This window comes from Geodermatophilus sp. DSM 45219 (assembly GCF_900104025.1).
Classification (GTDB): Bacteria; Actinomycetota; Actinomycetes; order Mycobacteriales; family Geodermatophilaceae; genus Geodermatophilus.
The window spans coordinates 921,877-942,997 of sequence record NZ_FNIQ01000001.1 but is presented as its reverse complement, the minus strand read 5'-3'; the positions used below and the strand labels follow the sequence as shown (position 1 = coordinate 942,997).

Annotated in this window: 16 protein-coding genes; 6 read left to right on the top strand and 10 right to left on the bottom strand. The window is 76.3% G+C overall.

Features of this window, described 5'->3' with window-relative positions; translation table 11 throughout:
- Positions 1 to 60 precede the first annotated feature (60 nt).
- Together BLR12_RS04565 and BLR12_RS04560 are read right to left on the bottom strand one after the other, a co-directional pair.
- Entirely contained in the window at positions 61 to 2,778 is a 2,718-nt protein-coding gene (locus BLR12_RS04565) for a diguanylate cyclase domain-containing protein (RefSeq protein ID WP_255363280.1), read from the bottom strand.
- Positions 2,779 to 2,891: 113 nt separating this feature from the next.
- Complete coding sequence (locus BLR12_RS04560; protein ID WP_091373954.1) at positions 2,892 to 4,547, bottom strand: GGDEF domain-containing protein; 1,656 nt, start codon at positions 4,545 to 4,547, stop codon at positions 2,892 to 2,894.
- Positions 4,548 to 4,659: 112 nt separating this feature from the next.
- Here BLR12_RS04560 and pheA point away from each other — a divergent pair, with 112 nt between their 5' ends.
- Positions 4,660 to 5,595: a prephenate dehydratase gene (gene pheA, locus BLR12_RS04555; RefSeq protein WP_091373951.1), complete on the top strand. Its 936-nt coding sequence runs from the start codon at positions 4,660 to 4,662 to the stop codon at positions 5,593 to 5,595.
- A gap of 104 nt (positions 5,596 to 5,699) precedes the next feature.
- Here pheA and BLR12_RS04550 read toward each other — a convergent pair whose 3' ends face one another.
- Positions 5,700 to 7,796, bottom strand: coding sequence for an MMPL family transporter (locus BLR12_RS04550; RefSeq protein WP_091373949.1), 2,097 nt, complete (start codon positions 7,794 to 7,796; stop codon positions 5,700 to 5,702).
- 81 nt (positions 7,797 to 7,877) lie between these two features.
- Here BLR12_RS04550 and BLR12_RS04545 point away from each other — a divergent pair, with 81 nt between their 5' ends.
- Complete coding sequence (locus BLR12_RS04545; RefSeq protein ID WP_091373946.1) at positions 7,878 to 8,348, top strand: MarR family transcriptional regulator; 471 nt, start codon at positions 7,878 to 7,880, stop codon at positions 8,346 to 8,348.
- Here the strand turns inward: BLR12_RS04545 and BLR12_RS04540 are convergent.
- From BLR12_RS04540 to BLR12_RS04515, 6 genes are read right to left on the bottom strand one after another with little or no spacing between them, the layout of a single operon-like run.
- On the bottom strand, positions 8,339 to 8,668 hold the full coding sequence (locus tag BLR12_RS04540; protein ID WP_255363279.1) for a GroES family chaperonin: 330 nt from the start codon (positions 8,666 to 8,668) through the stop codon (positions 8,339 to 8,341). The two genes, BLR12_RS04545 and BLR12_RS04540, sit on opposite strands and share 10 nt — an antisense overlap.
- A 40-nt stretch (positions 8,669 to 8,708) precedes the next feature.
- Positions 8,709 to 9,056, bottom strand: a complete 348-nt coding sequence (locus tag BLR12_RS04535; RefSeq protein ID WP_091373944.1) for a metallopeptidase family protein — start codon at positions 9,054 to 9,056, stop codon at positions 8,709 to 8,711.
- A complete protein-coding gene (locus BLR12_RS04530) occupies positions 9,053 to 10,486 on the bottom strand; it encodes a GuaB1 family IMP dehydrogenase-related protein (protein ID WP_091374394.1) in 1,434 nt (477 codons plus the stop codon). Before BLR12_RS04530 ends, BLR12_RS04535 begins: the two co-directional genes overlap by 4 nt.
- Before the next feature lie 52 nt (positions 10,487 to 10,538).
- Positions 10,539 to 11,993 carry a glycosyltransferase family 2 protein gene (locus BLR12_RS04525; RefSeq protein WP_091373940.1) on the bottom strand — a complete coding sequence of 485 codons (1,455 nt, stop codon included), beginning with the start codon at positions 11,991 to 11,993 and terminating at the stop codon, positions 10,539 to 10,541.
- Positions 11,993 to 13,045 carry a HEAT repeat domain-containing protein gene (locus tag BLR12_RS04520; protein ID WP_091373937.1) on the bottom strand — a complete coding sequence of 351 codons (1,053 nt, stop codon included), beginning with the start codon at positions 13,043 to 13,045 and terminating at the stop codon, positions 11,993 to 11,995. Before BLR12_RS04520 ends, BLR12_RS04525 begins: the two co-directional genes overlap by 1 nt.
- On the bottom strand, positions 13,042 to 13,422 hold the full coding sequence (locus tag BLR12_RS04515; RefSeq protein ID WP_091373934.1) for a response regulator transcription factor: 381 nt from the start codon (positions 13,420 to 13,422) through the stop codon (positions 13,042 to 13,044). Before BLR12_RS04515 ends, BLR12_RS04520 begins: the two co-directional genes overlap by 4 nt.
- A gap of 195 nt (positions 13,423 to 13,617) precedes the next feature.
- On the opposite strand from BLR12_RS04515, the gene BLR12_RS04510 reads away from it, so the two are divergent.
- The 4 genes from BLR12_RS04510 to BLR12_RS04495 are packed head-to-tail and all read left to right on the top strand — an operon-like array spanning position 13,618 to position 19,403.
- The gene (locus BLR12_RS04510; protein ID WP_091373931.1) at positions 13,618 to 16,377 is read left to right on the top strand and encodes a hybrid sensor histidine kinase/response regulator; all 2,760 of its coding nucleotides are present in this window, start codon (positions 13,618 to 13,620) and stop codon (positions 16,375 to 16,377) included.
- The gene (serS, locus tag BLR12_RS04505; protein ID WP_091373926.1) at positions 16,374 to 17,669 is read left to right on the top strand and encodes a serine--tRNA ligase; all 1,296 of its coding nucleotides are present in this window, start codon (positions 16,374 to 16,376) and stop codon (positions 17,667 to 17,669) included. The genes BLR12_RS04510 and serS overlap by 4 nt, the downstream gene beginning before the upstream one ends.
- Complete coding sequence (locus tag BLR12_RS04500; protein WP_091373922.1) at positions 17,666 to 18,607, top strand: HAD family hydrolase; 942 nt, start codon at positions 17,666 to 17,668, stop codon at positions 18,605 to 18,607. Before serS ends, BLR12_RS04500 begins: the two co-directional genes overlap by 4 nt.
- Positions 18,600 to 19,403: a Cof-type HAD-IIB family hydrolase gene (locus tag BLR12_RS04495; protein ID WP_091373919.1), complete on the top strand. Its 804-nt coding sequence runs from the start codon at positions 18,600 to 18,602 to the stop codon at positions 19,401 to 19,403. Before BLR12_RS04500 ends, BLR12_RS04495 begins: the two co-directional genes overlap by 8 nt.
- A 142-nt stretch (positions 19,404 to 19,545) precedes the next feature.
- On the opposite strand, the gene BLR12_RS04490 is transcribed toward BLR12_RS04495, so the two are convergent.
- Positions 19,546 to 21,060 (bottom strand): GAF domain-containing protein, encoded by a 1,515-nt coding sequence (locus tag BLR12_RS04490; RefSeq protein ID WP_091373916.1) that lies wholly within the window; start codon positions 21,058 to 21,060, stop codon positions 19,546 to 19,548.
- Between the last annotated feature and the right edge of the window lie 61 nt (positions 21,061 to 21,121).

The window sequence follows — 21,121 nt, the reverse complement described above, 5'->3', positions numbered from 1 at the left end:
GCGCCGGTGCAACGGCGGAACAGCAGGAGGAACAGCGCAAGAGTCGCCGGATGGGGGCGCCTACCTGCGCGTCCTCCGGGCGATGCGGGCGGCGAAGACGCCGGCGGCGTGGCCGTTGTCGATGTTGCTCACCACGACGCCGGGCGCGGCCGAGTTCAGCATCGCCAGCAGCGCACCGAACCCGCCGAACGCGCCGGTCTGCCCGGTGGAGGTGGGGACGGCGACGATCGGTACGTCGGTGAGCGCGCCCAGCAGGCCGGCCAGCGAGGCGTCCAACCCGGCGACGACGACCAGGCAGTCGACGTCCTCGGGCAGCACCCCGGCGGGCAGCCCCGCGCGGAAGCGGCGGCCGCCGACGTCGTCCACCCGCACCACCGCGGTGCCGGTGACCCGCGCGGCGAAGGCGGCCTCGGCGGCCACCGAGAGGTCGCCGCCGACCCCGCAGAGGACGGCGACCCGGCCGGCGGGCTCGGGCAGCGGGCCGACCGCCGCCGACATCGCCGCGGCGTCGACCGTCGTGTACGCGTCGTGCTCGCTCGCCAGCGCGACCAGCGTCTCGGCGGGGGCCCGGACGACGACCGCGGGCCGGTCCGGGAACTCCTGGCGGGCCGCGCGGACCAGGGCCAGCACCTGCTCGGTGCTGCGGCCGGTGCCCCAGATGGCGTCGGGCTCGGCCGGTGCCGGGTGCGCCGGCGGGACGGGTGGGCCCTCGGGCAGGGCGGTGGCCGGCGCCAGCGACGGCTCGGCGGTGCTGCCCAGGCCCAGCGGCGGGTCGGCGGGCTCGACGAGGAGGGGGGCGAAACCGCCGGTCGGGCCGGCCGCGTCGTCCAGCGGGGAAGGCTGCACGGCGGGCACGCTAGAGGCCACCGCCACCTCGCCGGGGGAGCCGGCGGGTGTCGTGTCGTCCCGGGGGGACCCGTCCGTCACACCCGCCCCAGGCTGCTCCGGCGGCGCCCCGAGCAGCGCGTCGACGGGGCTCTCGGCGGCGCGCGTCTGGGTCACCGCGGACAGCCGGACGACGCGGTCGCGGCCGCTGCGCTTGGCGTCGTACAGCACGCCGTCGGCGGCGGCGAAGAGCGTGCGCCGGTCGTCCCCGCGGGTGGCCGAGGCGATGCCGACGCTCAGCGTCACCGGGGTGGACAGGCCGAGCGCCGTCCAGTCGGTCGCGGCCATCGCGCTCCGGCAGCGCTCCAGCGCCCGTTCCGCCTGCTCGGCGGTGGTGTCGGGCAGCAGGACGACGAACTCGTCCCCGGCCCACCGGCACACCTCGTCGGTGTCGCGGCAGCCGGCCACCAGGATCTCGGCGACCCGGCGCAGCACGTCGTCGCCGCCCGCGTGGCCGATCGCGTCGTTGACCTCCTTGAACCGGTCGACGTCGACGACCGCCAGGGCCGGTGCTGCTCCGCTGCCCAGCAGCCCGTCGAGGGTCGCCTCGGCGTAGCGGCGGTTGGGCAGGTGGGTGAGCGGGTCCTCGTAGGCCTGCCGGCGCAGCTGCCCGGCGGCCCGCTCGGTCTCCAGCAGGCTCTTGCGGCGGCCGAACAGCTCCACCCAGCGGGTGCGCCGCTCGTCGACCCGGTCCAGCTCGTCGGCGAGGTAGGCCTGCAGGTAGGGCAGCGCCCGGCCGGCGTCGTCCAGCTCGGCGTGCAGCGTGCACAGCTCGCGCAGCGCGGCCCGGCGCAGCCGCGGCAGGCCGTGCTCGGTCGCCGTCGCCAGGGCCTGGGCCAGCTGCTCGTCGGCGCCCCCGCCGTCGCCCTGCCGGCGCAGCGCGCGGCCCAGCGCGAGCAGCGCCGCGGCCTGCAGCGCCTCGTCGCCGCCGGTGGTGGCCCGGACGGCGGCCCGCAGCGGCCCGATGGCGGCCGCGTGCTCGCCGAGGCCGACCAGCGCCCAGCCGTGCACGACCTGCGCGGCCACGACCGCGGCGTCCGACTCCGGCGGCAGCAGGGTCAGCGCCTGCTCGGCCAGGGCGCGGGCCTCGGCGAAGTGCGCCGCGGCCGCGTCCGGGACGCCGTCGTCGAGCAGCGCCTCCCCGAGCTCGGCGCACAGCTCGCCCAGGCAGGTCGCCGCGCGGGCGACCAGCACGTCGGGGTCGCCGTCCTCCGGGCGCAGTGCCCCGGGGGTGGCGGCCGCGGCCACCGCGGTCTCGTGCGCGCGGCGCTGGTAGTCCAGGGCCAGCGGCATCAGCTCGAGGTCGGCGAGCACCCCGGCGAGGGTGCTCAGCGTCCCGGCCAGGAGCGCCGAGGGCAGCAGCGCCGGGTCCAGCAGGCTGGCCGCCTCGACCGCCTCGTCCATGGCCGCGTCGATGCGGCGGGCGAGCAGCTCGATGCGGGCGTGCCGGGCGAGGCCGGCGGCGCGCTGCAGCTCGTCGTCGGTCGCGTCGAAGGCGGCCTTGGCCGAGCGCACCAGCGCGATGGCCAGCGCGGCGTGGGACGCCGACTCGGCGCGGGGGTCGCCGTCCGCGGCGGGCGGGCCGTCGATCAGCTCCGCGACGCCGGCGTGCAGGTCCAGCGCCGGGGCCGTGCCCGGCCCGGTCGCGGACTCCACGGGGTCGCCGACCAGGGTGAAGCCGGCCTGGCGCAGCCGGCGCACCAGCAGCTCGGCGCGCAGCGTGTCGGCCCAGGCCCGGCCGAGGTCGGCGGGCCGGTCGGCGGCGCCGTCGCGCGCGGCGGGGGCGGCGTAGGGCGAGTCGGTGCCGGCGACGGCCAGCAGCTCCTCGGCGTCGTCCAGCCGGCCGGTGGACAGCGCGGCGGTCACCCGCTGGTGCAGGGCTCCCGGAGGCACGAGCGCACTGTGCCCGCCGCTGTCAACGGAGTCGAGCACCGGGAGCGGGGCACGCCGGGTGCCGGCGGCACTCCCGTCCGTCCCGTCCCAGCCGCCCCACCGGGGCTGTGCCGTCACGGCGTGTCCTCGCCGACGCTCCGGGAGCCGTGGGCGCGGACCCGGTTGCGCCCGCCGCGCTTGGCCGAGAACAGGTGCAGGTCGGCGGTGTCGAACAGCGAGCGCCAGCCCAGCGGCTCGTCGGTCGACGCCGGCGCCGTCGCCACACCGATGCTGACCGTCACGGGCTCGGGCATCTGCAGGTCGCCCCAGTCGGCGTCGGCCACGGCGGCGCGCAGCCGGTCGACGGCGGCCAGCGCCTGGCTCGCGGTCGCCGTCGGGAGCACGACGAGGAACTCGTCGCCGGCCCACCGGTAGACCTCGTCGTCGGTGCGGCTGTGCTCGCGGAGCAGGTCGGCGACCCGGCGCAGCACCTCGTCGCCGTGCGAGTGCGAGGTGTCGTCGTTGACCGACTTGAACCGGTCGATGTCGACGACGGCCAGCGACACCGGCTCCACGCCCACCCGCATGCCGCCCAGCCGCCGCTCGGCGCTGCGCCGGTTGCCCAGGCCGGTCAGCGGGTCCTCGAGCGCCACCCGGCGGAAGTGCGCGGTCTGCCGCTGGGCCTCGCGCAGCCGGCTGCGCTGCACGAACATCTCCGCCCACAGCTCGCGGCCGCGGGCGTGCGCCTGGCCGGTCTCGGCGCGGTAGGCCTCCAGCCAGTGCAGCGCCTCGGCCGGGCGGCCCATCGCGGCGGTGCCCTGGCCCAGCTCCAGCAGGCACTGGCGGTAGCGCCGGCGGTCACCGGCGGCCGCGAAGGCCCCGGCGGCGTCGACCAGCAGGTCGGTGGCCTCGGCGTCGTGGCCGCCGCCGGACTGCGTGCGGGCCAGCCGGGTGAGCAGCCGGGCCAGCACCAGGTCGGCGTACCCGCGCAGCCACGTCCCGCCGTCCCGGTGCACACGCCGGTGCGCGCGGCGCATCGGGCCGAGGGCGTCCTCGACCCCGTCGCGGTCGGCCGTCGCCCACGCCTGGACGACGTCGAGCAGGTCCTGCTCGGCGTCGCGGGCCTCCCAGTCCAGTCCGCGGGCGGCCTCGGCGCAGTCGACGGCGGTGCCCGCCAGCTCGCGGGCCCGCTCTCCACGGCCGCGCCGGTGCATCGTCTGGGCCAGTTCCGCGTGCTGCTGCGCGCACAACTGCAGCAGCCGCCACCGGTCGGCGGCGCCGGGCAGCTCCTCGGCGACCCGGCGGCCCTGCAGCGCCTGGGCGACGGCGAGCTCCTCCAGGTCCAGGGCGGACAGGGCGAGGGACAGCCACAGGTGGGCCTGGTGCAGCGGGCGGGCCGGCCCGTCCGCGGCCGCGCTCTCGGCCAGCAGGCTGGCGTCGATGGCCAGCACCATCGCCGCGTCGACGCGGTCGGCGGCCACCTCGACCGCGGCCAGGTAGGCCAGGGTGAGCGCGGTCTGCGCGCAGGGCAGGCAGCGGCCCAGCGCGTCGCGGGCCGCGGCGCCGGCCGCCGCCACGGCCTCGCGGTCGCCGTCGACCAGCGCCCGGCGGGCAGCCAGGGCGTGCCGCCAGGCGACCCAGCGCGGGTCGGTGGCGGCGTCCAGCGCCGCGGCGGCGCGGTCGTGCTCGGCGGCGAAGGCCGCGGGGTCACCGCGGTCGCTCGCGGACAGCAGACGCCAGAGCGCGTCGTCGAGGTCACCCTCGGTGAGGCGCTCGGGGCCGGGGCTCACGCATCCCCCCATCGACGGTGTCCGGCCGCTGCACGGCCGCGGGACCTGGGACCGGCGGAGCAGCCCCCCGGGTGCGGCACCCGCCGGCCCCCGACCGCTCTACCCTCGCCGGGTGACTGGGACGCCTCCGACGCGGTACGCCTATCTGGGACCCGAGGGTACCTTCGCCGAAGCGGCCCTGATCAGCGCCGTCGGCCCGGGCGAGGGTTCCCGCCACCCCGCCGCGGGGGTGCCGGCCGCGCTGGCCGCCGTCCGCTCCGGTGACGCCGATGCCGCCCTCGTCCCGCTGGAGAACTCCGTCGAGGGCTCGGTCCCGGCCACCATGGACGGCCTGGCCGACGGCGCTCCGCTGCTGGTCACCCGCGAGGTGTTCCTGACGGTCTCCTTCGTGCTCGCCGGCCGCCCGGGGACGACGCTGTCCGGCGTCCGCTCGGTGGCCAGCCACCCGCACGCCCTGGCGCAGACCGCCGCGACGCTCGCCGAGCTGCTGCCCGGGATCGTCCCGCTGCCGGCCACGTCCACCGCCGAGGCCGCGCGGCAGGTGGCGGCCGGCGAGCACGACGCCGCCGTCTGCGCGCCGATCGCCGCCGAGCGGTACGGGCTGACCGCGCTCGCCGAGGACGTCGCCGACCGCCCCGGCGCGGTGACCCGCTTCGTGCTGGTCACCGCGCCCGGCCCGCTGCCCGCGCGCACCGGCAACGACAAGACCTCGCTGGTCGCCGTCGTCGGGGACCGCACCGGCGCCCTGCTCGACCTGCTCCGCGAGTTCGCCGTCCGGGAGATCAGCCTGACCCGCATCGAGTCGCGGCCGACCCGCGAGCGGCTGGGCGTCTACTCGTTCTCCCTCGACTGCGAGGGGCACGTCGCCGACGCCCGGGTGGGGGAGGCGCTCGCCGCGCTGCACCGGGTCTGCGACGAGCTGCGCTTCCTCGGCTCCTACCCGCGCGCCGACGGCCGGGAGAACACGCCGGTGACCCCGGTGTCGACCGACGCGGCGTTCGGCGAGGCGGCCGGCTGGCTGGAGCGGGTGCGCGCCGGCGCGGTGTGAGCGCGGACGCTCCGGCCGACTGAGCAGTCGGTGTCGCCCGACCCGGCGCGTCCCGTCGTGTCGTCGACCGCAACTGCTCACTCGGCCGGGGACCCCGGGGTCGGCTACACCGGTTCCAGCTCGCGCTCCGGCTCCGGGTCGGCGGGCCGGCGGGCGAGCCGGCCGGGCCACCAGGTGCGGTCGCCCAGCAGCGCCACCGCCGAGGGCACCACCAGCGAGCGGACGACGAAGGTGTCGAGCAGGACGCCGAAGCCGACCAGGAACGCCAGCTGGACCAGGAACAGCAGCGGCAGCACCGACAGGGCGCCGAACGTCGCGGCGAGGACGAGCCCGGCGCTCGTGATCACCCCGCCGGTGACGGCCAGCGCCCGCAGCACGCCGTCCCGCGTGCCGTGCCGCGCCGACTCCTCGCGGGCCCGGGTCATGAGGAAGATGTTGTAGTCGATCCCCAGCGCGACGAGGAACACGAAGGCGATCAGCAGGATGGTCGGGTCGCTGCCGGGGAAGCCGAAGACGCCGTCGAAGAGCAGCGCGGCCACCCCGACCGTCGCCGCGACGCTGAGCACGACGGTGGCCATGAGCAGCAGCGGCGCGACCAGCGCGCGCAGCAGCAGCGCCAGGACGACGGTGATGACCGCCAGCACCGTCGGCACGATCACCCGCAGGTCGCGGGCCGCGGTCTCCTGGGCGTCCAGGTTGCTGGCGGTGTCGCCGCCGACCAGCGCGGCGGGGTCGGCGGCGTCCAGCTCGGCGCGCAGCCCCTGCACGACCTCGATCGCCTCGGTGCTGTCGGCCGGGACGTCGAGCACCACGTCGAGCCGCACCAGCCCGTCGACGACGACCGGCTGCCCACCGGGGGGCCCGCCGGTGAAGGGCGCGACGGTCGCCACGCCGTCGGACCCCGCGGCCGCGTCGGCCACCGCCGGCCAGGTCTCCGCGGGTGTGACGACGACGGTGGGGCTGCCCGTGCCGGCGTCGAAGTGCCGGGCCAGCGCCTCCTGCCCCGCGACGCCGTCGGACTCGCCCTGGATGGCGTCGGAGAAGGTGATCCCCGAGGCGTCGTAGCTGGGCGCGAAGACCGCGGCGGCGACCAGCGCGAGCGTGCTCAGCGCGAGCACCCGACGGGGCCGTCGTCCCACGGCGCCGGCGACCCGCTGCCAGCCGCGGCCCGCCGGCGGCTCGACACCATAGCGCGGGCGGAACGGCCAGAAGGCGGCGCGGCCGAGCAGCACCAGGGCGGCCGGCAGGAAGGTCAGCGCGGCGACGACCGAGAGCGTGACGCTGACCGCCGAGATCGGCCCGAGGCCGCGGTTGGAGGCCAGGTCGGAGAGCAGCAGGCACAGCACGCCGAGGACGACGGTGGCGCCGGAGGCCACGATCGGCTCCCACGACCGGCGCAGCGCGGTGGCCATCGCGGCGTACTTCGACTGCTCGCGGCGCAGCTCCTCGCGGAAGCGGGCCACCAGCAGCAGGCCGTAGTCGGTGGCCGCGCCGACGACCAGGATCGAGGCGATGCCCTGGCTCTGGCCGTTGACGGTGATCACCCCGTTGTCGGCCAGCAGGTAGGCGACCGCGTTGCCGGCGGTGAGCGCCAGCCCGGCGGTGCCGATCACCAGGAAGGGCAGGATCGGGCTGCGGTAGACGACCAGCAGGATCAGCAGGACGACGCCGAAGGCGGCGAGCAGCAGCAGCCCGTCGATGCCGGCGAAGCCGTTGGCGAAGTCGGCGAAGATCCCGCCGGGGCCGGTGACGAAGGACTCCGTGCCCGTCACGGCGATGGCCTCGCGCAGGTCGCCCACCACCGTGACGATCTCGTCGCCGAGCTCCGGGTCCAGCGGCAGGACGACCTGCACCGCCTCGCCGTCCTGCGACGGGATCGGCGGCGAGGGCGGTGCGGCGAGCGCGCCGGCGTCCTCGGCGACCCGCGCGGCCTCCGCGGCGCGCTCGGCGATCGCGGCGGTGGCCTGCGCGTCGAGGGGCCCGTCGCCCTCCCACAGCAGGACGGCGGGGATCGCCTGCACCGGCGAGAACTGCGCGGACAGCTCGGCCACGCGGGTGGACTCGGCGCTGTCGGGGAGGAAGGCGGCGGTGTCGTTCTCCTGCAGCCCGGTCAGCTGCCCGCCGAGGGCAGACAGGGGGCCTGAGCTCCCGAGCCAGACGAGCAGGACGAGGCCGGGGAGGAGCCAGCGCCAGCGTGCCATGATGACATCCCTCGACAATCGGGAATCTCGACGTTCGAGAGACTATGGTGACACGTCGCCCACGGCAACAAGGAGGTGCAGGTGGACGCCGACGAGCGCCAAGAGCTCCTGCTGCTGCTGCGCCGGCTGACCGTGGAGCTCGACGCGGTCGGCCAGCGGTTCGCCGGGCTGCACGGGCTCGGGCGCACCGACGTCCGGGCGATGGTGGCGATCATGGACGCCGCCCGGCGCGGCGACGCCGTCACCGCCGGGGCGCTCGGCCGGGCGGTCGACCTCAGCTCGGCCTCGGTGACCGCGCTGGTCGACCGGCTGGAGCGGGCCGGCCACGTGCGCCGGGTGCGCGACGCCGACGACCGGCGGCGGGTCGCGCTGGAGATGTCGGAGAGCGCGATGGCCGCCGGCGCGGAGTTCTTCGGGGGGCTCAACCGCGACCTGCTGGCCGCGACGGCGGGCTACTCCGACGAGGAGCTGGCCGTCGTCCGCCGGTTCCTCACGGACATGACCGACGTGATCGTCCGCCACGCCCGCGCCGGGGATCCGGCTCAGAGGTAGAGGCCGGTGGACTCCTCGATCCGCTCGGCGGCGACGGCGTGCACGTCGCGCTCGCGCAGGATGACCAGCTCCTCGCCGTGCACCTCGACCTCGTGCTGGTCCTCGGGGGAGAAGAGCACCTGGTCGCCGACCTTCACCTGCCGGACGCTCGAGCCCACGCCGCGGGCCTCGCCCCACACCAGCCGCTTGGCCACCTGGGCGGTGGCCGGGATCAGGATGCCGCCGGTGGACCGCCGCTCGCCGTCCTCCCGGCGCAGCGCCACCAGGATGCGGTCGTGCAGCATCTTGATCGGCAGCCCGCTGCCCTTGCCCTCAGCCACGCTCGAGCACGGTACGCGGCGGTGGGGAGCGGGTCCTCCCTCATCCCCAGCCGAGCTCGTGCAGCCGCTCCTCGCCGATGCCGAAGTGGTGCGCGATCTCGTGGACGACGGTGATGGTGACCTCCTCGACGACCTCCTCGGCGGTCGAGCAGATGTCGCAGATCGCCTCGCGGTAGACCATGATCCGGTCGGGCAGCGCGCCGCCGTACTCCCAGCCCCGCTCGGTCAGCGCGTACCCCTCGTAGAGCCCGAGCAGGTCCGGCTCGTCCTCGTTGCGGTCGGCCACCAGGACGACGACGTTGTCGACCAGCGCCATCAGCTCCGCCGGGACCTGGTCGAGGGCGTCGGCGACCAGGCCCTCGAAGACGGGGAGGGGGAGCGGTCTCACCAGGACGTCGGCAGCGGACGGCCCTCCTCGTAGCCGGCCGCGCTCTGCACCCCCAGCACCGCGCGCTCGTGCAGCTCGTCGACGGTGCGCGCGCCGGCGTAGGTGCACGACGAGCGGACGCCGGCGACGATCTGGTCGACCAGGTCCTCGACGCCGGGACGTGCGGGGTCCAGGTACATCCGCGAGGAGGAGATGCCCTCCTCGAACAGCCCGGCGCGGGCCCGGTCGAAGCCGCTCTGGGTCGACGTCCGGGCCTTGACCGCCCGGGCCGAGGCCATGCCGAAGGACTCCTTGTACAGCCGGCCCGAGCCGTCGTCGTGGATGTCCCCGGCGCTCTCGTAGGTGCCGGCGAACCAGGAGCCGACCATCACGCTGGCCGCGCCGGCGGCCAGCGCCAGGGCGATGTCGCGCGGGTGGCGGACGCCGCCGTCGGCCCAGACGTGCTTGCCGAGCGAGCGAGCCGCCGCGGCGCACTCCTCGACCGCGGAGAACTGCGGCCGGCCGACGCCGGTCATCATCCGCGTGGTGCACATGGCGCCGGGGCCCACGCCGACCTTGACGACGTCCGCCCCGGCCTCGACCAGGTCGCGGGTGCCCTGGGCGGTGACCACGTTGCCGGCCACGACCGGCACCGTCCCGGCGACGGAGCGGGCCGCGCGCACCGCCTCGACCGCCTTCTCCTGGTGCCCGTGCGCGGTGTCCACGACGAGCACGTCGACGCCCGCGGCCAGCAGGGCACCGGCCTTGCCCGCGACGTCGCCGTTGATCCCGACGGCCGCGGAGGTCAGCAGGAGGCCGTTCGCGTCCACCGCGGGCTGGTAGAGCGCCGAGCGCAGCGCGCCCTTGCGGGTGATGACGCCGACCAGCCGGTCGCCCTCGACCACCGGCGCCGCGCTGACCCGCTCCCCGGAGAGCACGTCGAAGATCTTCGGCAGGTCGGTGCCGGCCGGGACGGTGAGCGGGTCCTCGGTCATGACCTGGGAGAGCTGGGTGAACCGGTCCACGCCCTGGCACTGGCCGTCGGTGACCACACCCACCGGGACGCCGTCCTCGACGACGACCACGATGCCGTGCGCGCGCTTGGTCAGCAGCGACAGCGCGTCGGCGACGGTCGAGGTGGGGGAGAGGGTGATCGGGGTGTCGTACACCGGGTGCCGGGCCTTGACCCAGGACACCACCTCGGAGACGACGTCGACCGGGATGTCCTGCGGGAGCACCGCCAGCCCGCCGCGGCGGGCCACGGTCTCGGCCATCCGCCGTCCGGAGATCGCCGTCATGTTGGCCACGACGATCGGGATGGTCGTGCCCACCCGGTCCGGCGTGGTCAGGTCGACCTCGAGCCGGGAGCCCACCGTGGAGTGGTTGGGCACCATGAAGACGTCGGCGTAGGTCAGGTCGGTCGCCGGCCGGGTGTCACCCAGGAAACGCATGACGACCATTGTCCCGCATGCGGCGACCGGCGAGATCGGCGATCTCGCCGGGTCAGCGGACGGCGACGGGCGGCACCGCGACCGGCTCGGCCTCGGTGAAGCCGGTGCGGGGCATCGCCGTCCAGACCGGCTTCCGGCGCAGGAGGGCGGCGACCAGCCCGCGCAGCCGGAACCAGGCGTGCAGCTGGCGGTAGCCCACGTTCTCCAGCAGCCCGGCCAGCAGCAGGACGCCGACCTCCCGCCCGCGCGCGTAGCGGTGGTAGGAGAACTCCTCGACCGCGATCGCGGCGGTCGACAGCAGCGTGCCCAGGCCGAGGGCCAGCCCGAACATGACCAGCGCGGTCGAGGCGTCCAGCACCCCGAGGAACGCGGCGAGCACGACGGAGACCAGGCCCACGACCTCCACGACCGGCCCGAGCAGCTCGAAGAGCAGGAAGAACGGCAGCGCCAGGACGCCGACGGGGCCGAAGCGCGGGTTGCCGATCATCCGGCGGTGCTTCCACAGCAGCTGGGCCAGGCCGTGCGACCAGCGGCGGCGCTGCCGGCCGAGGACGGTCAGCGTCTCGGGCACCTCGGTCCAGCAGACCGGCTCGGGCACGAACACCACGCGGTGCGGACGGCCGTGTCGCCGCAGGTGCTCCTGGAGGGTCACCACGAGCTCGGCGTCCTCGGCCAGCGAGAGCGCGTCCAGGCCACCGACCTCGACCACCAGGTCGCGCCGGAACAGCCCGAACGCCCCGGAGATGATCAGCAGTGCGTTGGCGTCGGCCCAGCCGGTGCGGCCGAGCAGGAACGAGCGCAGGTACTCCACGACCTGGAAGCGGACCACCCAGCGGGGCGACAGCCGCGGCTCCAGGACGCTGCCGCGGGCCACGCGGGCGCCGTTGGCCGCCCGGATGACGCCGCCGCTGGCGACCACGTTCCCGGGGTCCTCGACGAACGGGCGGGCCACCTGGACCAGGGCCTCGGGCTCCAGCAGCGAGTCGGCGTCGACCATGCAGACCAGCGGGTGCCGGGCGATGTTGAGGCCCGCGTTCAGCGCGTCGGAGCGGCGCCCGACGCTGGTCTTGCGGACGACGGTCAGCGGGTCGCCGTTGCCGGCGCGGTGCACCGACAGGACCTCGCCGTCCACCGGCAACGCGGCGGTCGGCCGCGGGGTCACCCGGACCAGCCCGAAGCGCTCGGCGACCTTGTCGAACGTGCGGTCGGTCGACCCGTCGTCCACCAGCACCACCTCGAACACCGGGTAGCGCTGGGCCAGCACGGCGGCGAGCGTGTCGAGGATGCCCGCCTCCTCGTCGTGCGCCGGGATGAGCACCGAGACGCCCGGCGTGAGCGGGCTGGCGAAGATCTCCTCGTGGCCCTCCGAGCCGTCCCACCGGCGGCTGGCCGAGACGCGGCGGGCACCGGCCAGCACCAGGGCGAGCATGACCAGGTCGAGCAGCAGCGTGTAGCCGAGCACGACCCAGCTCATGGTGAGCAGCAGGTCCAGGGCCAGCTCGCGCATCAGACGCCGACCAGCCGGCCGGGCTGCGGCACGGCCTCGAGGGTGAGCGCGGCGGCGGCGCCCAGCGGGCCGCCCCGTGCGGCGGCGTCGGTGAGGACCGCGGTGCCCTCCGCGCCCAGCTCGCCCAGGGCGTCGCCGCAGGCCGCGGCCACCTCGCGGGCGGGGCAGGTGAGGCCGGCGAGCAGCACCGGCGCGGCGGCCGGGTCGCCGATGCGCCCGAGTGCCTCCGCGGCGGCCCGCCGCAGCCCGGACAGCGCGGCGTCGACCAGCACCTCGGTGAGCGGGCCGGTGGCGGCGGGGTCGCCGATCCGGCCCAGCGCGGTGGCCGCGGCGCGGCGGACGTCCTCGGGCTGGCGGGGGTCGGTGAGCAGCTCGGCGAGCGCGGCGGTGGCGGCGACGTCGCCGTGCAGGCCGACGACGTCGGCCGACAGGGCGCGCGCGGCCGGCGACCCGGTGACGAGCGTGGCGCGCAGCGCCGGCAGGACGGCGGTGCCCAGGTCCAGCACGGCCATGCCGACGACGCCGGCGGGCAGCGGGCGCGCGGTGGTGAGGGAGGCCAGCAGGCCGTGGACGGCGGCGGGGTCGCCGACCCGGCCGAGGGCGCGGGCCGCGGCGCAGCGCACCTCGCGCGAGCGGTCGGACAGCAGCGCGGTCAGCCGGGCCAGGTGGTCGCGGCCGGCGGTGCTGCCGAGCAGCGTGGCCGCCCGCCCGCGCCGCCAGGCGGCGCGGGCGTCGAGGTCGGCGACCGCGCGGGCGACGACGCCGCGGCGGGTGAGCGCGGTCTGGATCGCCTCGCGGTCGGCGCCGCGCAGCTGGGGGAGCAGGTGCAGCAGGACCTCGTCGAGGTCGGCGGGGGCGGCCACGACCGCGTCGCCGTCGCCGTCGTCGAGCAGGTCGTGGACGAGGGCCATGAGGTCGGCCCGGCGCTCCTCGGCGTCGGACAGCCGGCGGGCCCGGAGGGTGTGCACCGCCGCGACCGCGACCAGCAGCACCACCACGAGGGTGCCGAGCACGGCCGTCGCGGCCGCCGCCGGCGCGGCGAGGGAGTTCACGCCGGGACGGCGGGGAGGGCCGCGGTGACCCGGCTGACCAGCTCGCGCGTGCTGAAGGGCTTGGTGACGAAGTCGGTGGCCCCGGCGGCGAACCCGCGCTCGAGGTCGGGCTCCTGGGACTTGGCGGTGAGCATCAGCACCGGCGTCCGGGCGAGGGCCGGGTCGGCGTCGGCGCGCAGCGCCCGGCAGACCTCCAGCCCGTCCATGCGCGGCATCAGCCAGTCGAGCACGACGAGGTCCGGGCGCAGCCGGTGGACGGCGGCCAGCCCGGTCTCGCCGTCGGTCTCGACGGTGACCTCCAGGCCCATCCGCCGCAGGCGGAAGGCGACGAGGTCGGCGACGACGGGGTCGTCGTCGACCACGAGGACGTGCGGCATGGTGCTTCTCCCATCCGATGGGTGGACAGGACCGCTATCGGCAGGGTGCCGGTGTGACTGAAGTGGTACGAGTGGCCGGTCGTCCGTCACCCGATCGGGCTCAAGGTGTCGGCCGGGGCGGCCGACACCCGGTGTGTGCTAGCCCGTCGCGCCCGTCGCGCCCGCCGTCCCGCCGCCGAGCCGCGCCCCCTCCGGGTGCTGCTGCGGCGCCCCCTGCTCGTGGCGCTGTCCGGGCTGACCGTCGTCGCGATGACCATGCTGGGTCTCGCGGTGCTCGTCGTGCCCGTGCTGGGCAACCGGCTCGAGACCTACGACGGGATGCTGCGCTCCCTGCAGGACGGTCACATCGCGATGCTCAACCAGTCGACCGGGCTGCGCGGGTACCTCATCACCCGCGAGGAGCGGTTCCTGCAGCCCTACGAGGCCGGCGTCGCCGACCAACGGGCCGTCGACGCCGAGATCGCCCGCTGGACCGACGTCGACGCCGAGCTCGCCGGCCGGTTGACCGACCTGCAGACGGCGCAGCGGCGCTGGACCCAGGAGTGGGTGCGGCCCATGCTCGCCGAGCAGCCGGAGGTCGGGGACACCACCGCGCTGGCCGAGCTGCTGCGCGAGGACAAGGCGCTGTTCGACCCGTACCGCGTGATGGAGGCCCAGGCGCGTGCCGTGGTCGAGGACCGGCGCGCCGAGGCGACGGCGCAGCAGCAGCGGGCCCTCTACAGCGGTGCGCTGGTCGGCGTGGCCACGGCCGTGGGCGTCGGCCTGGTCCTCCGGCGGGCCTACCGCCGGCTCGACGAGCAGGTCGTGCCGCCCACCCAGGAGGTGCGCGACGCCCTCGCCGCGCTGGCCGCCGGGGACCTGACCCGCCGCGCCGGGGAGTCCGGCTCGGCCGAGCTGCGCCGGATCGCCGCGGACGTCAACGCCCTCGGCGACGCGCTGCAGGACCGCGACGAGCTGGTCGCCGCCCGCGAGCGGGACCTGGTGGCGGCCCGGGACCAGGCCGAGCGCGCCGGGCAGGCCAAGACCGCGTTCCTCGCGACGATGAGCCACGAGATCCGGACGCCGCTCAACGCCGTCCTCGGGCTGACCGACCTGCTGCTCACCACACAGCTGACCGAGGAGCAGCGGGCCCACCTGGAGACCGTCTCCGGCAGCGGCGACAGCCTGCTGTCCCTCATCAACGACGTCCTCGACTTCTCCAAGATCGAGGCCGGCGAGCTGGACCTGGAGGCCGCGCCCCTCGACCTGGTGGGCGTCGTCTACGACGTGGCCCAGATGCTGGCCCCGCAGGCCGCCCGCACCGGGCTGGACCTGCTGGTCGACGTCGTCGGCGACGGACCGTGGCAGGTCCTCGGCGACGGCAGCCGGTTCCGCCAGGTGGTGACCAACCTCGTCGGCAACGCCGTCAAGTTCACCCGCGAGGGCCACGTGGTGCTCCGCCTGACCGGGACGGTCGCCGACGGGCGGCTGCGCTGCCGGCTGTCGGTGGCCGACACCGGCATCGGCATCGACCCGGACGACCACCACCGGCTCTTCCGCTCCTTCAGCCAGGTCGACGCCTCGGTCACCCGCTCCTACGGCGGCACGGGACTGGGCCTGGCGATCAGCCAGCGGATCGTGCGGGCCATGGGCGGGGACATCGAGGTGGAGAGCCAGCCCGGGGTGGGGTCGACCTTCACCGTGGCCGTCGACCTGCCCCTGGCCCCGGCGTCCTCGACCGGCCCGACCGCCGACGGCCTGGCCGGCCTGCGGGTGCTGGTGGTCGACGACAACCCGACCAACCTGCGGATCCTCGAGCACCAGCTGTCCCGCCACGGCGCGGAGTGCGTCCTCGCCGGCAGCGGCACGGCCGCCCTGCAGGTGCTCGGCGCGGGGACCCACCTGGACGTCGCCGTCCTCGACCTCAACATGCCCGGCATGGACGGCGACGTCCTCGCCGCCGCGCTGCGGGCGCGCCCGGCCACGGCGGACCTGCCCCTGGTCCTGCTCAGCAGCTCCACCACGCTGCCCCCGGAGCGCTACGCCGACTTCGACGCCCGCCTGAACAAGCCGGTCCGGCCCGAGCGGCTGGCGCGCACGGTGCGCTCGGTGGTCCCCACCGGGAGCGCGGCCGACGCCACCGGGCCGGCGACCCCGGCGCAGCCGGCTCCGGACGGCCGGCCGCTGCGGGTGCTCGTCGCCGAGGACAACGCGGTGAACGCGCAGCTCATGGCGCTCTACCTGCGCCGGCTGGGACACGAGTGCACCCACGTCGGGGACGGCGATCAGGCGGTGGCCGCCGTCCTGCACGGGACCTACGACGTCGTGCTGATGGACGCGCAGATGCCGGTGCTCGGCGGGATCGACGCGACCGCCGCCATCCGGCTGCTCCCCCTGGCGCGGCAGCCGCGCGTCTACGCGGTGACGGCGAGCGTGCTGGCCGCGGACCGCACCGCCTTCCTGGAGGCCGGGGCCGACGGGTTCCTCACCAAGCCGATCCGGATGGGCACGCTGCGGGACGCCCTCGACGAGGTGGCCCCGGCCCCGGCGGGTGCGGCCGCGGCCGGACCCGAGCCGGCGGCCGTCCTCGACCCGGACACGGTCGAGGACCTCCGGGACCTCGGCGACGAGGCCTTCGCGCACCTCTACACCCGCTACCTCGCCACCCTCGACGACGCGGTCGCGGCCATCGTCGCCGCCGCCGACCTGCCCTCCTGGTCGGTGGACGACGAGGGGTCGGTGCCCCGGCTCGCGCACGGCCTCAAGGGCAGCAGCGCGGCGCTCGGTGCCACCGGGCTCGCCGAGGTCTGCCACAGCCTGGAGACCGTGGACCCGGCCGGTCTAGTCCTCGCCGACACGCTGGCCGTGCTGGAGCGGGAGCGCGCCCGCGTGCGGGCCGCCGTCACGACCCTGCTCGCCGCCGGTGGGCCGGGGGACCGGGACGGCGCCGGCGAGCCACCTACGATCGAGCCGTGATCGACCTGCGCCTGGTGCGCGAGCACCCCGACGTCGTCAAGGCCAGCCAGCGAGCCCGGGGGGCCGACGAGTCCCGGGTCGACGAGCTGCTCGCCGCCGACGCCGCCCGCCGCGAGGCGGTCAAGCGCGCCGACGACCTGCGCGCCGAGCAGAAGGCGGCCTCTCAGGCGGTCAAGAAGGCCACCCCCGAGGAGCGGCCCGCCGTCCTCGAGCGGGCCCGGACGCTCGCTGCCGAGGTCAAGGAGGCCCAGGAGGCGCAGCGGGCGGCCGACGCGGCGCTGCGCGAGGCCCACCTGCGCATCCCGAACGTGGTGCACGACGGCGTCCCGCCCGGCGGTGAGGACGACGCGGTGACGCTGCGCACCGTCGGCGAGGTGCCCACCCTCGACTTCCCGGTGCGCGACCACCTGGAGATCGGCGAGGCCCTCGGCGCCATCGACATGGAGCGCGGGGCCAAGGTCTCCGGCGCCCGCTTCTACTTCCTCACCGGCCCGGGCGCGCTGCTGGAGTTCGCGCTGGTCCAGCTGGCGGTCGGCCAGGCGGTCGCCGCCGGCTTCACCCCCGTCGTGGCCCCCGCGCTGGTCAAGCCCGCCGCCATGGAGGGCACCGGCTTCCTCGGCGAGCACGACGAGGAGGTGTACCGCATCGAGCGCGACGACCTCTACCTGGTCGGCACCTCCGAGGTCGCGCTGGCCGGGATGCGCAGCGACGAGGTCCTCGACCTGTCGGACGGGCCGCTGCGCTACGCGGGCTGGTCCTCCTGCTTCCGCCGCGAGGCCGGCTCCTACGGCAAGGACACCCGCGGCATCATCCGCGTGCACTGGTTCGACAAGGTCGAGATGTTCACCTTCTGCCGGCCCGAGGACGCCGCCGGGGAGCACCTGCGGCTGCTGGCCTGGGAGGAGCAGTTCCTGCAGGCCCTCGAGCTGCCCTACCGGGTGGTCGACATCGCCGCCGGCGACCTGGGCACCAGCGCCGCCCGCAAGTACGACATCGAGGCCTGGTTCCCCTCGCAGGGCACCTACCGGGAGCTGACGTCGACGTCGGACTGCACCACCTTCCAGGCGCGCCGGCTCAACACCCGCTACCGCGACGCGGACGGGCGGAACCAGACGGCGGCCACGCTCAACGGCACGCTCTGCGCCGTCGCCCGCACCATCGCCTGCCTGCTGGAGGTGCACCAGCGCGCCGACGGCTCGGTGTACGTGCCCGAGGCGCTGCGCCCCTGGCTGGGCGGGGTCGAGGCACTCACCCCCGGCATGACGCTCGCGGCGCCGGTACCGGTCGCATGAGCGACCTCGCACCCCGCGCCGTGCTCTCCGGGCACGTGCCCTCCCCGGACGCCGACCGGGTCGTGGAGCTCGGCGACCTGGACGACTGGCGCCCCAAGCTGGTCGCCAGCGACCTCGACGGCACGCTGCTCACCTCCGACGGGGAGGTCAGTCCGCGCACCCGGGCGGCGCTGACCGCCTGCTGGGACGCCGGCATCCCGGTCGTCGGCGTCACCGGCCGCGGCCCGCGCCTGCTCGACAGCGTGCGCACCGCCATGGACGGCCGCGGCATCGCCGTCCTCGCGCAGGGCGGCTTCGTCGTCGACCTGGAGCGCGACGAGGTGCTGCGCACCGTCGGCCTGCCGCGCGCGCAGGCGACCGCGGTGATCGAGCGGATCGAGGAGGTCGCCGGCGAGCTCATCGTGGCAGTGGAGGACGCCGCGGAGCAGGGTGAGGTGCACTCGCCGCTGCGGGTGCAGCACGGCTTCGACTGGCCCTACCCCGAGCCCGCGCACCTGCTGCCGCGCCACCAGGTGCTGCCCACGGGGGCGGTGCTGAAGGTCTTCCTGCGCTCGTCGACCGTCGGGCAGGACGAGCTGCTCGCCCGCGCCCTCCGGGTGACCGACCCGGCCGACGCCGAGGTCACCCACGCGGGGCTCGGCTTCATCGAGGTGCTGCCCCCGGGCATCACCAAGGCCACCGGCCTCGCGATCGCCCTGGAGCGCTACGGCGTCGGCTTCGGCGACGTGCTGGTCTTCGGCGACATGCCCAACGACCTGCCGATGATCGAGGCGGTGCGGGACGCCGGCGGCCGGGCGGTCGCGGTGGCCAACGCGCACCCCGCCGTCCGCTCGGCCGCACCCCTGGTCACCAGCGGGCACGACGCCGACGGCGTCGCGCGCTACCTGGAGGCCCTGCTCGACGGGAGGCGGCCGGTGTCCGAGGTGCAGGGTGTCTGACTGGCGACCGCGGCTCATCGCCAGCGACATGGACGGCACGCTGCTGCGCGGCGACGACACCGTCAGCGACGCGACGGTGGCCGAGCTGGAGCGCTGGCGCGCCGACGGCGTCCCGGTCGTGCTGGCGACCGGCCGGCCGCCGCGCTGGATGGTCCGGATCCGCGAGGTGCTGCGGTACGGGACGGCGGTCTGCTGCAACGGCGCGGTCCTGCTGGACCTGGCCGGCTTCGAGGTCCTCGACGAGGACGCGCTGGAGCCCGACGTGCTGCAGCAGGTCACCGCCGAGCTGCGCCGGCACCAGCCCGACACCTGGTTCGCCGTCGAGTACGGCCTGGAGTTCCGCCACGAGCCGGTGTACCAGCCGCGGTGGGACGTCGACGCGCCCGGCGTGGCGGTGGCGACGCTGGAGGAGATGGTGGCCGCGCCGGTCGCCAAGCTGCTGGCCCGCCACGAGGACCTCGGGCGCGACGAGTTCGTCGCGCTGGTGGAGCGGGTCGTCGACGGCCGCGCGACGGTCACCAACTCCTCGACCGACGCGCTGGCCGAGATCTCCGCGCTCGGCGTCACCAAGGCCTCGGGGCTGGCCAAGGTCGCCGCGCAGCACGGCGTGGGCCCGGAGGACGTCGTCGTCTTCGGCGACATGCCCAACGACATCGCCGCCTTCGACTGGGTGCGCGAGGCCGGTGGCCGGGCGGTGGCCATGGCCCACGCCCACCCCGACCTGCTGGCCGCGGCCACCGACGTCACCGGCACCAACGAGGACGACGGCGTCGCGGCGTTCCTGTCCGCGCTCTGACTCCCCCGTGATCAGGTGAGCTGGTCGTTCCGGGTCCTGGCTCACCACTGGTCGTGAGTCAGGACCTGCAACCGTCATCTCAGCTGATCACCGGCGGGGGAGGGCACGGCAGCGGCGGCCGATCCGGACCGCGACGACTCCGTCACTCCGCCCGGAGCCTCTCCGCGCGCAGGGCCACCCCGGCCGCCCGCGGGTCGCCCGCCGGCAGGAGGGCGAGGAGGCGGTCGTGGGCATCGAGGTCGTCCTCGCCCAGGGGGTGCGCCACGAAGGCGTGCAGCAGCTCGACGTCGCGGGCGCCCAGCACCGCCGAACGCAGTCCGGCGGCCAGCTCCTCACGCAGCTGCCGGATCTCGGTCGCGTCCGAGCGCGGCAGCAGCGGGCCGGCGCACGCCCGCAGGGCGGCGGCCACCTGTCCGGCCCGCAGCGCCCGGCGCGCCCACCCGAAGTCGCTGTCCACCGCGCCCACCAGCCGGTAGGGCCGGGTCCGCAGGACGTCGGGGCCGACGAGGGCGCGCAGCCGGCGGACCTGCACGCGCACGGTCGTCTGGTTGCCGTCGTCCCCGTACAGCAGGTAGGCCAGCTGCTCCGCGGTGAGCCCCTCGGGGTGCAGGACGAGCGCGGTGAGGATCTCCGCCGCCCGCAGCGGCAGGGGCACGAGGCGCCCGTCGACCACCGCGCTCGGTGCGCCGTTGCCGGTGGACCGGAGCGAGACGGCCGCGCTGCGCGACGGGCCCGCGGTCCGGGACGTGTGCCGGGGCGTCCGCAGGAGGTAGCCCTCGGCGAGGGGCTCGACCAGCACCTCCCGGCCGTCCGGCAGCCGGACCTGCTCGGCCGCGCCGTCCAGGTCGACCCGGTCGGGCCACCCGGGCTCGGCGGTGAGCACCCGGCCGGTCGGGGTGACGAGCGCACCGGAGGCCGTCCCCAGGCGGCTGAGGTGCGGGGTGTTCCGCAGCAGGAACCGCTGGTCGGCCACGGCCATCCGGGCCCGCAGCTCGGCCTCGGCCAGGTGGGCGGTGGTGGTGACCAGTTGCGCCAGGAACGGGTGCATCGTCCGCAGCGGGCCGCTCACGTCGACCGCGCCGAGGACCGCTCCGGTGTCCGGGTCGCGCACCGGGGCGGCCACGCAGGTCCACGTGTGGTACGTCCGCACCAGGTGCTCGGCGGAGTGGATCTGCACCGGCGCGCCGACCGCGAGCGCGGTGCCCATCGCGTTGGTCCCGATGGCGGCCTCGCTCCAGTCCGTGCCCGGGAACAGGCCGACCCGGTCGGCCGGACCGAGCAGCTCCACGGCCCCCTCGCGCCAGAGGACGTGGCCCGACGCGTCGGTGACGAGCACGAGGTGCACCGCCCCCTCGACGATGCCCGCCAGGCTGCTCCGCAGCAGGGGCATGACCGCGCTCAGCGGGTGGGCGGACCGCACGTCGCGCAGCTCGTCGGGTGCGTGCACCACCGGCGGCGTCCGGCGTTCGGGGTCGACGTGGGCCGCGAGGCTGCGTTGCCAGGACGCGGAGACGACCGGCCGGGGCGCCCGGCGGGTCGGGCTCGCGCCGAGCACGGCGTCGAAGGTCTCGGCGAGCTGCCTGGCGTGGGCCGCGGCGTCGCTGCCGGCGACGTGGGGGCCGGCGCAGGGACGCCGGTCCCCGGCAGGACGGGACATGTGACCCCCGAGCAGCGTCGCTGGGCAGGCGGGAAGGCGCGCCGGGGATCATCACCCATGC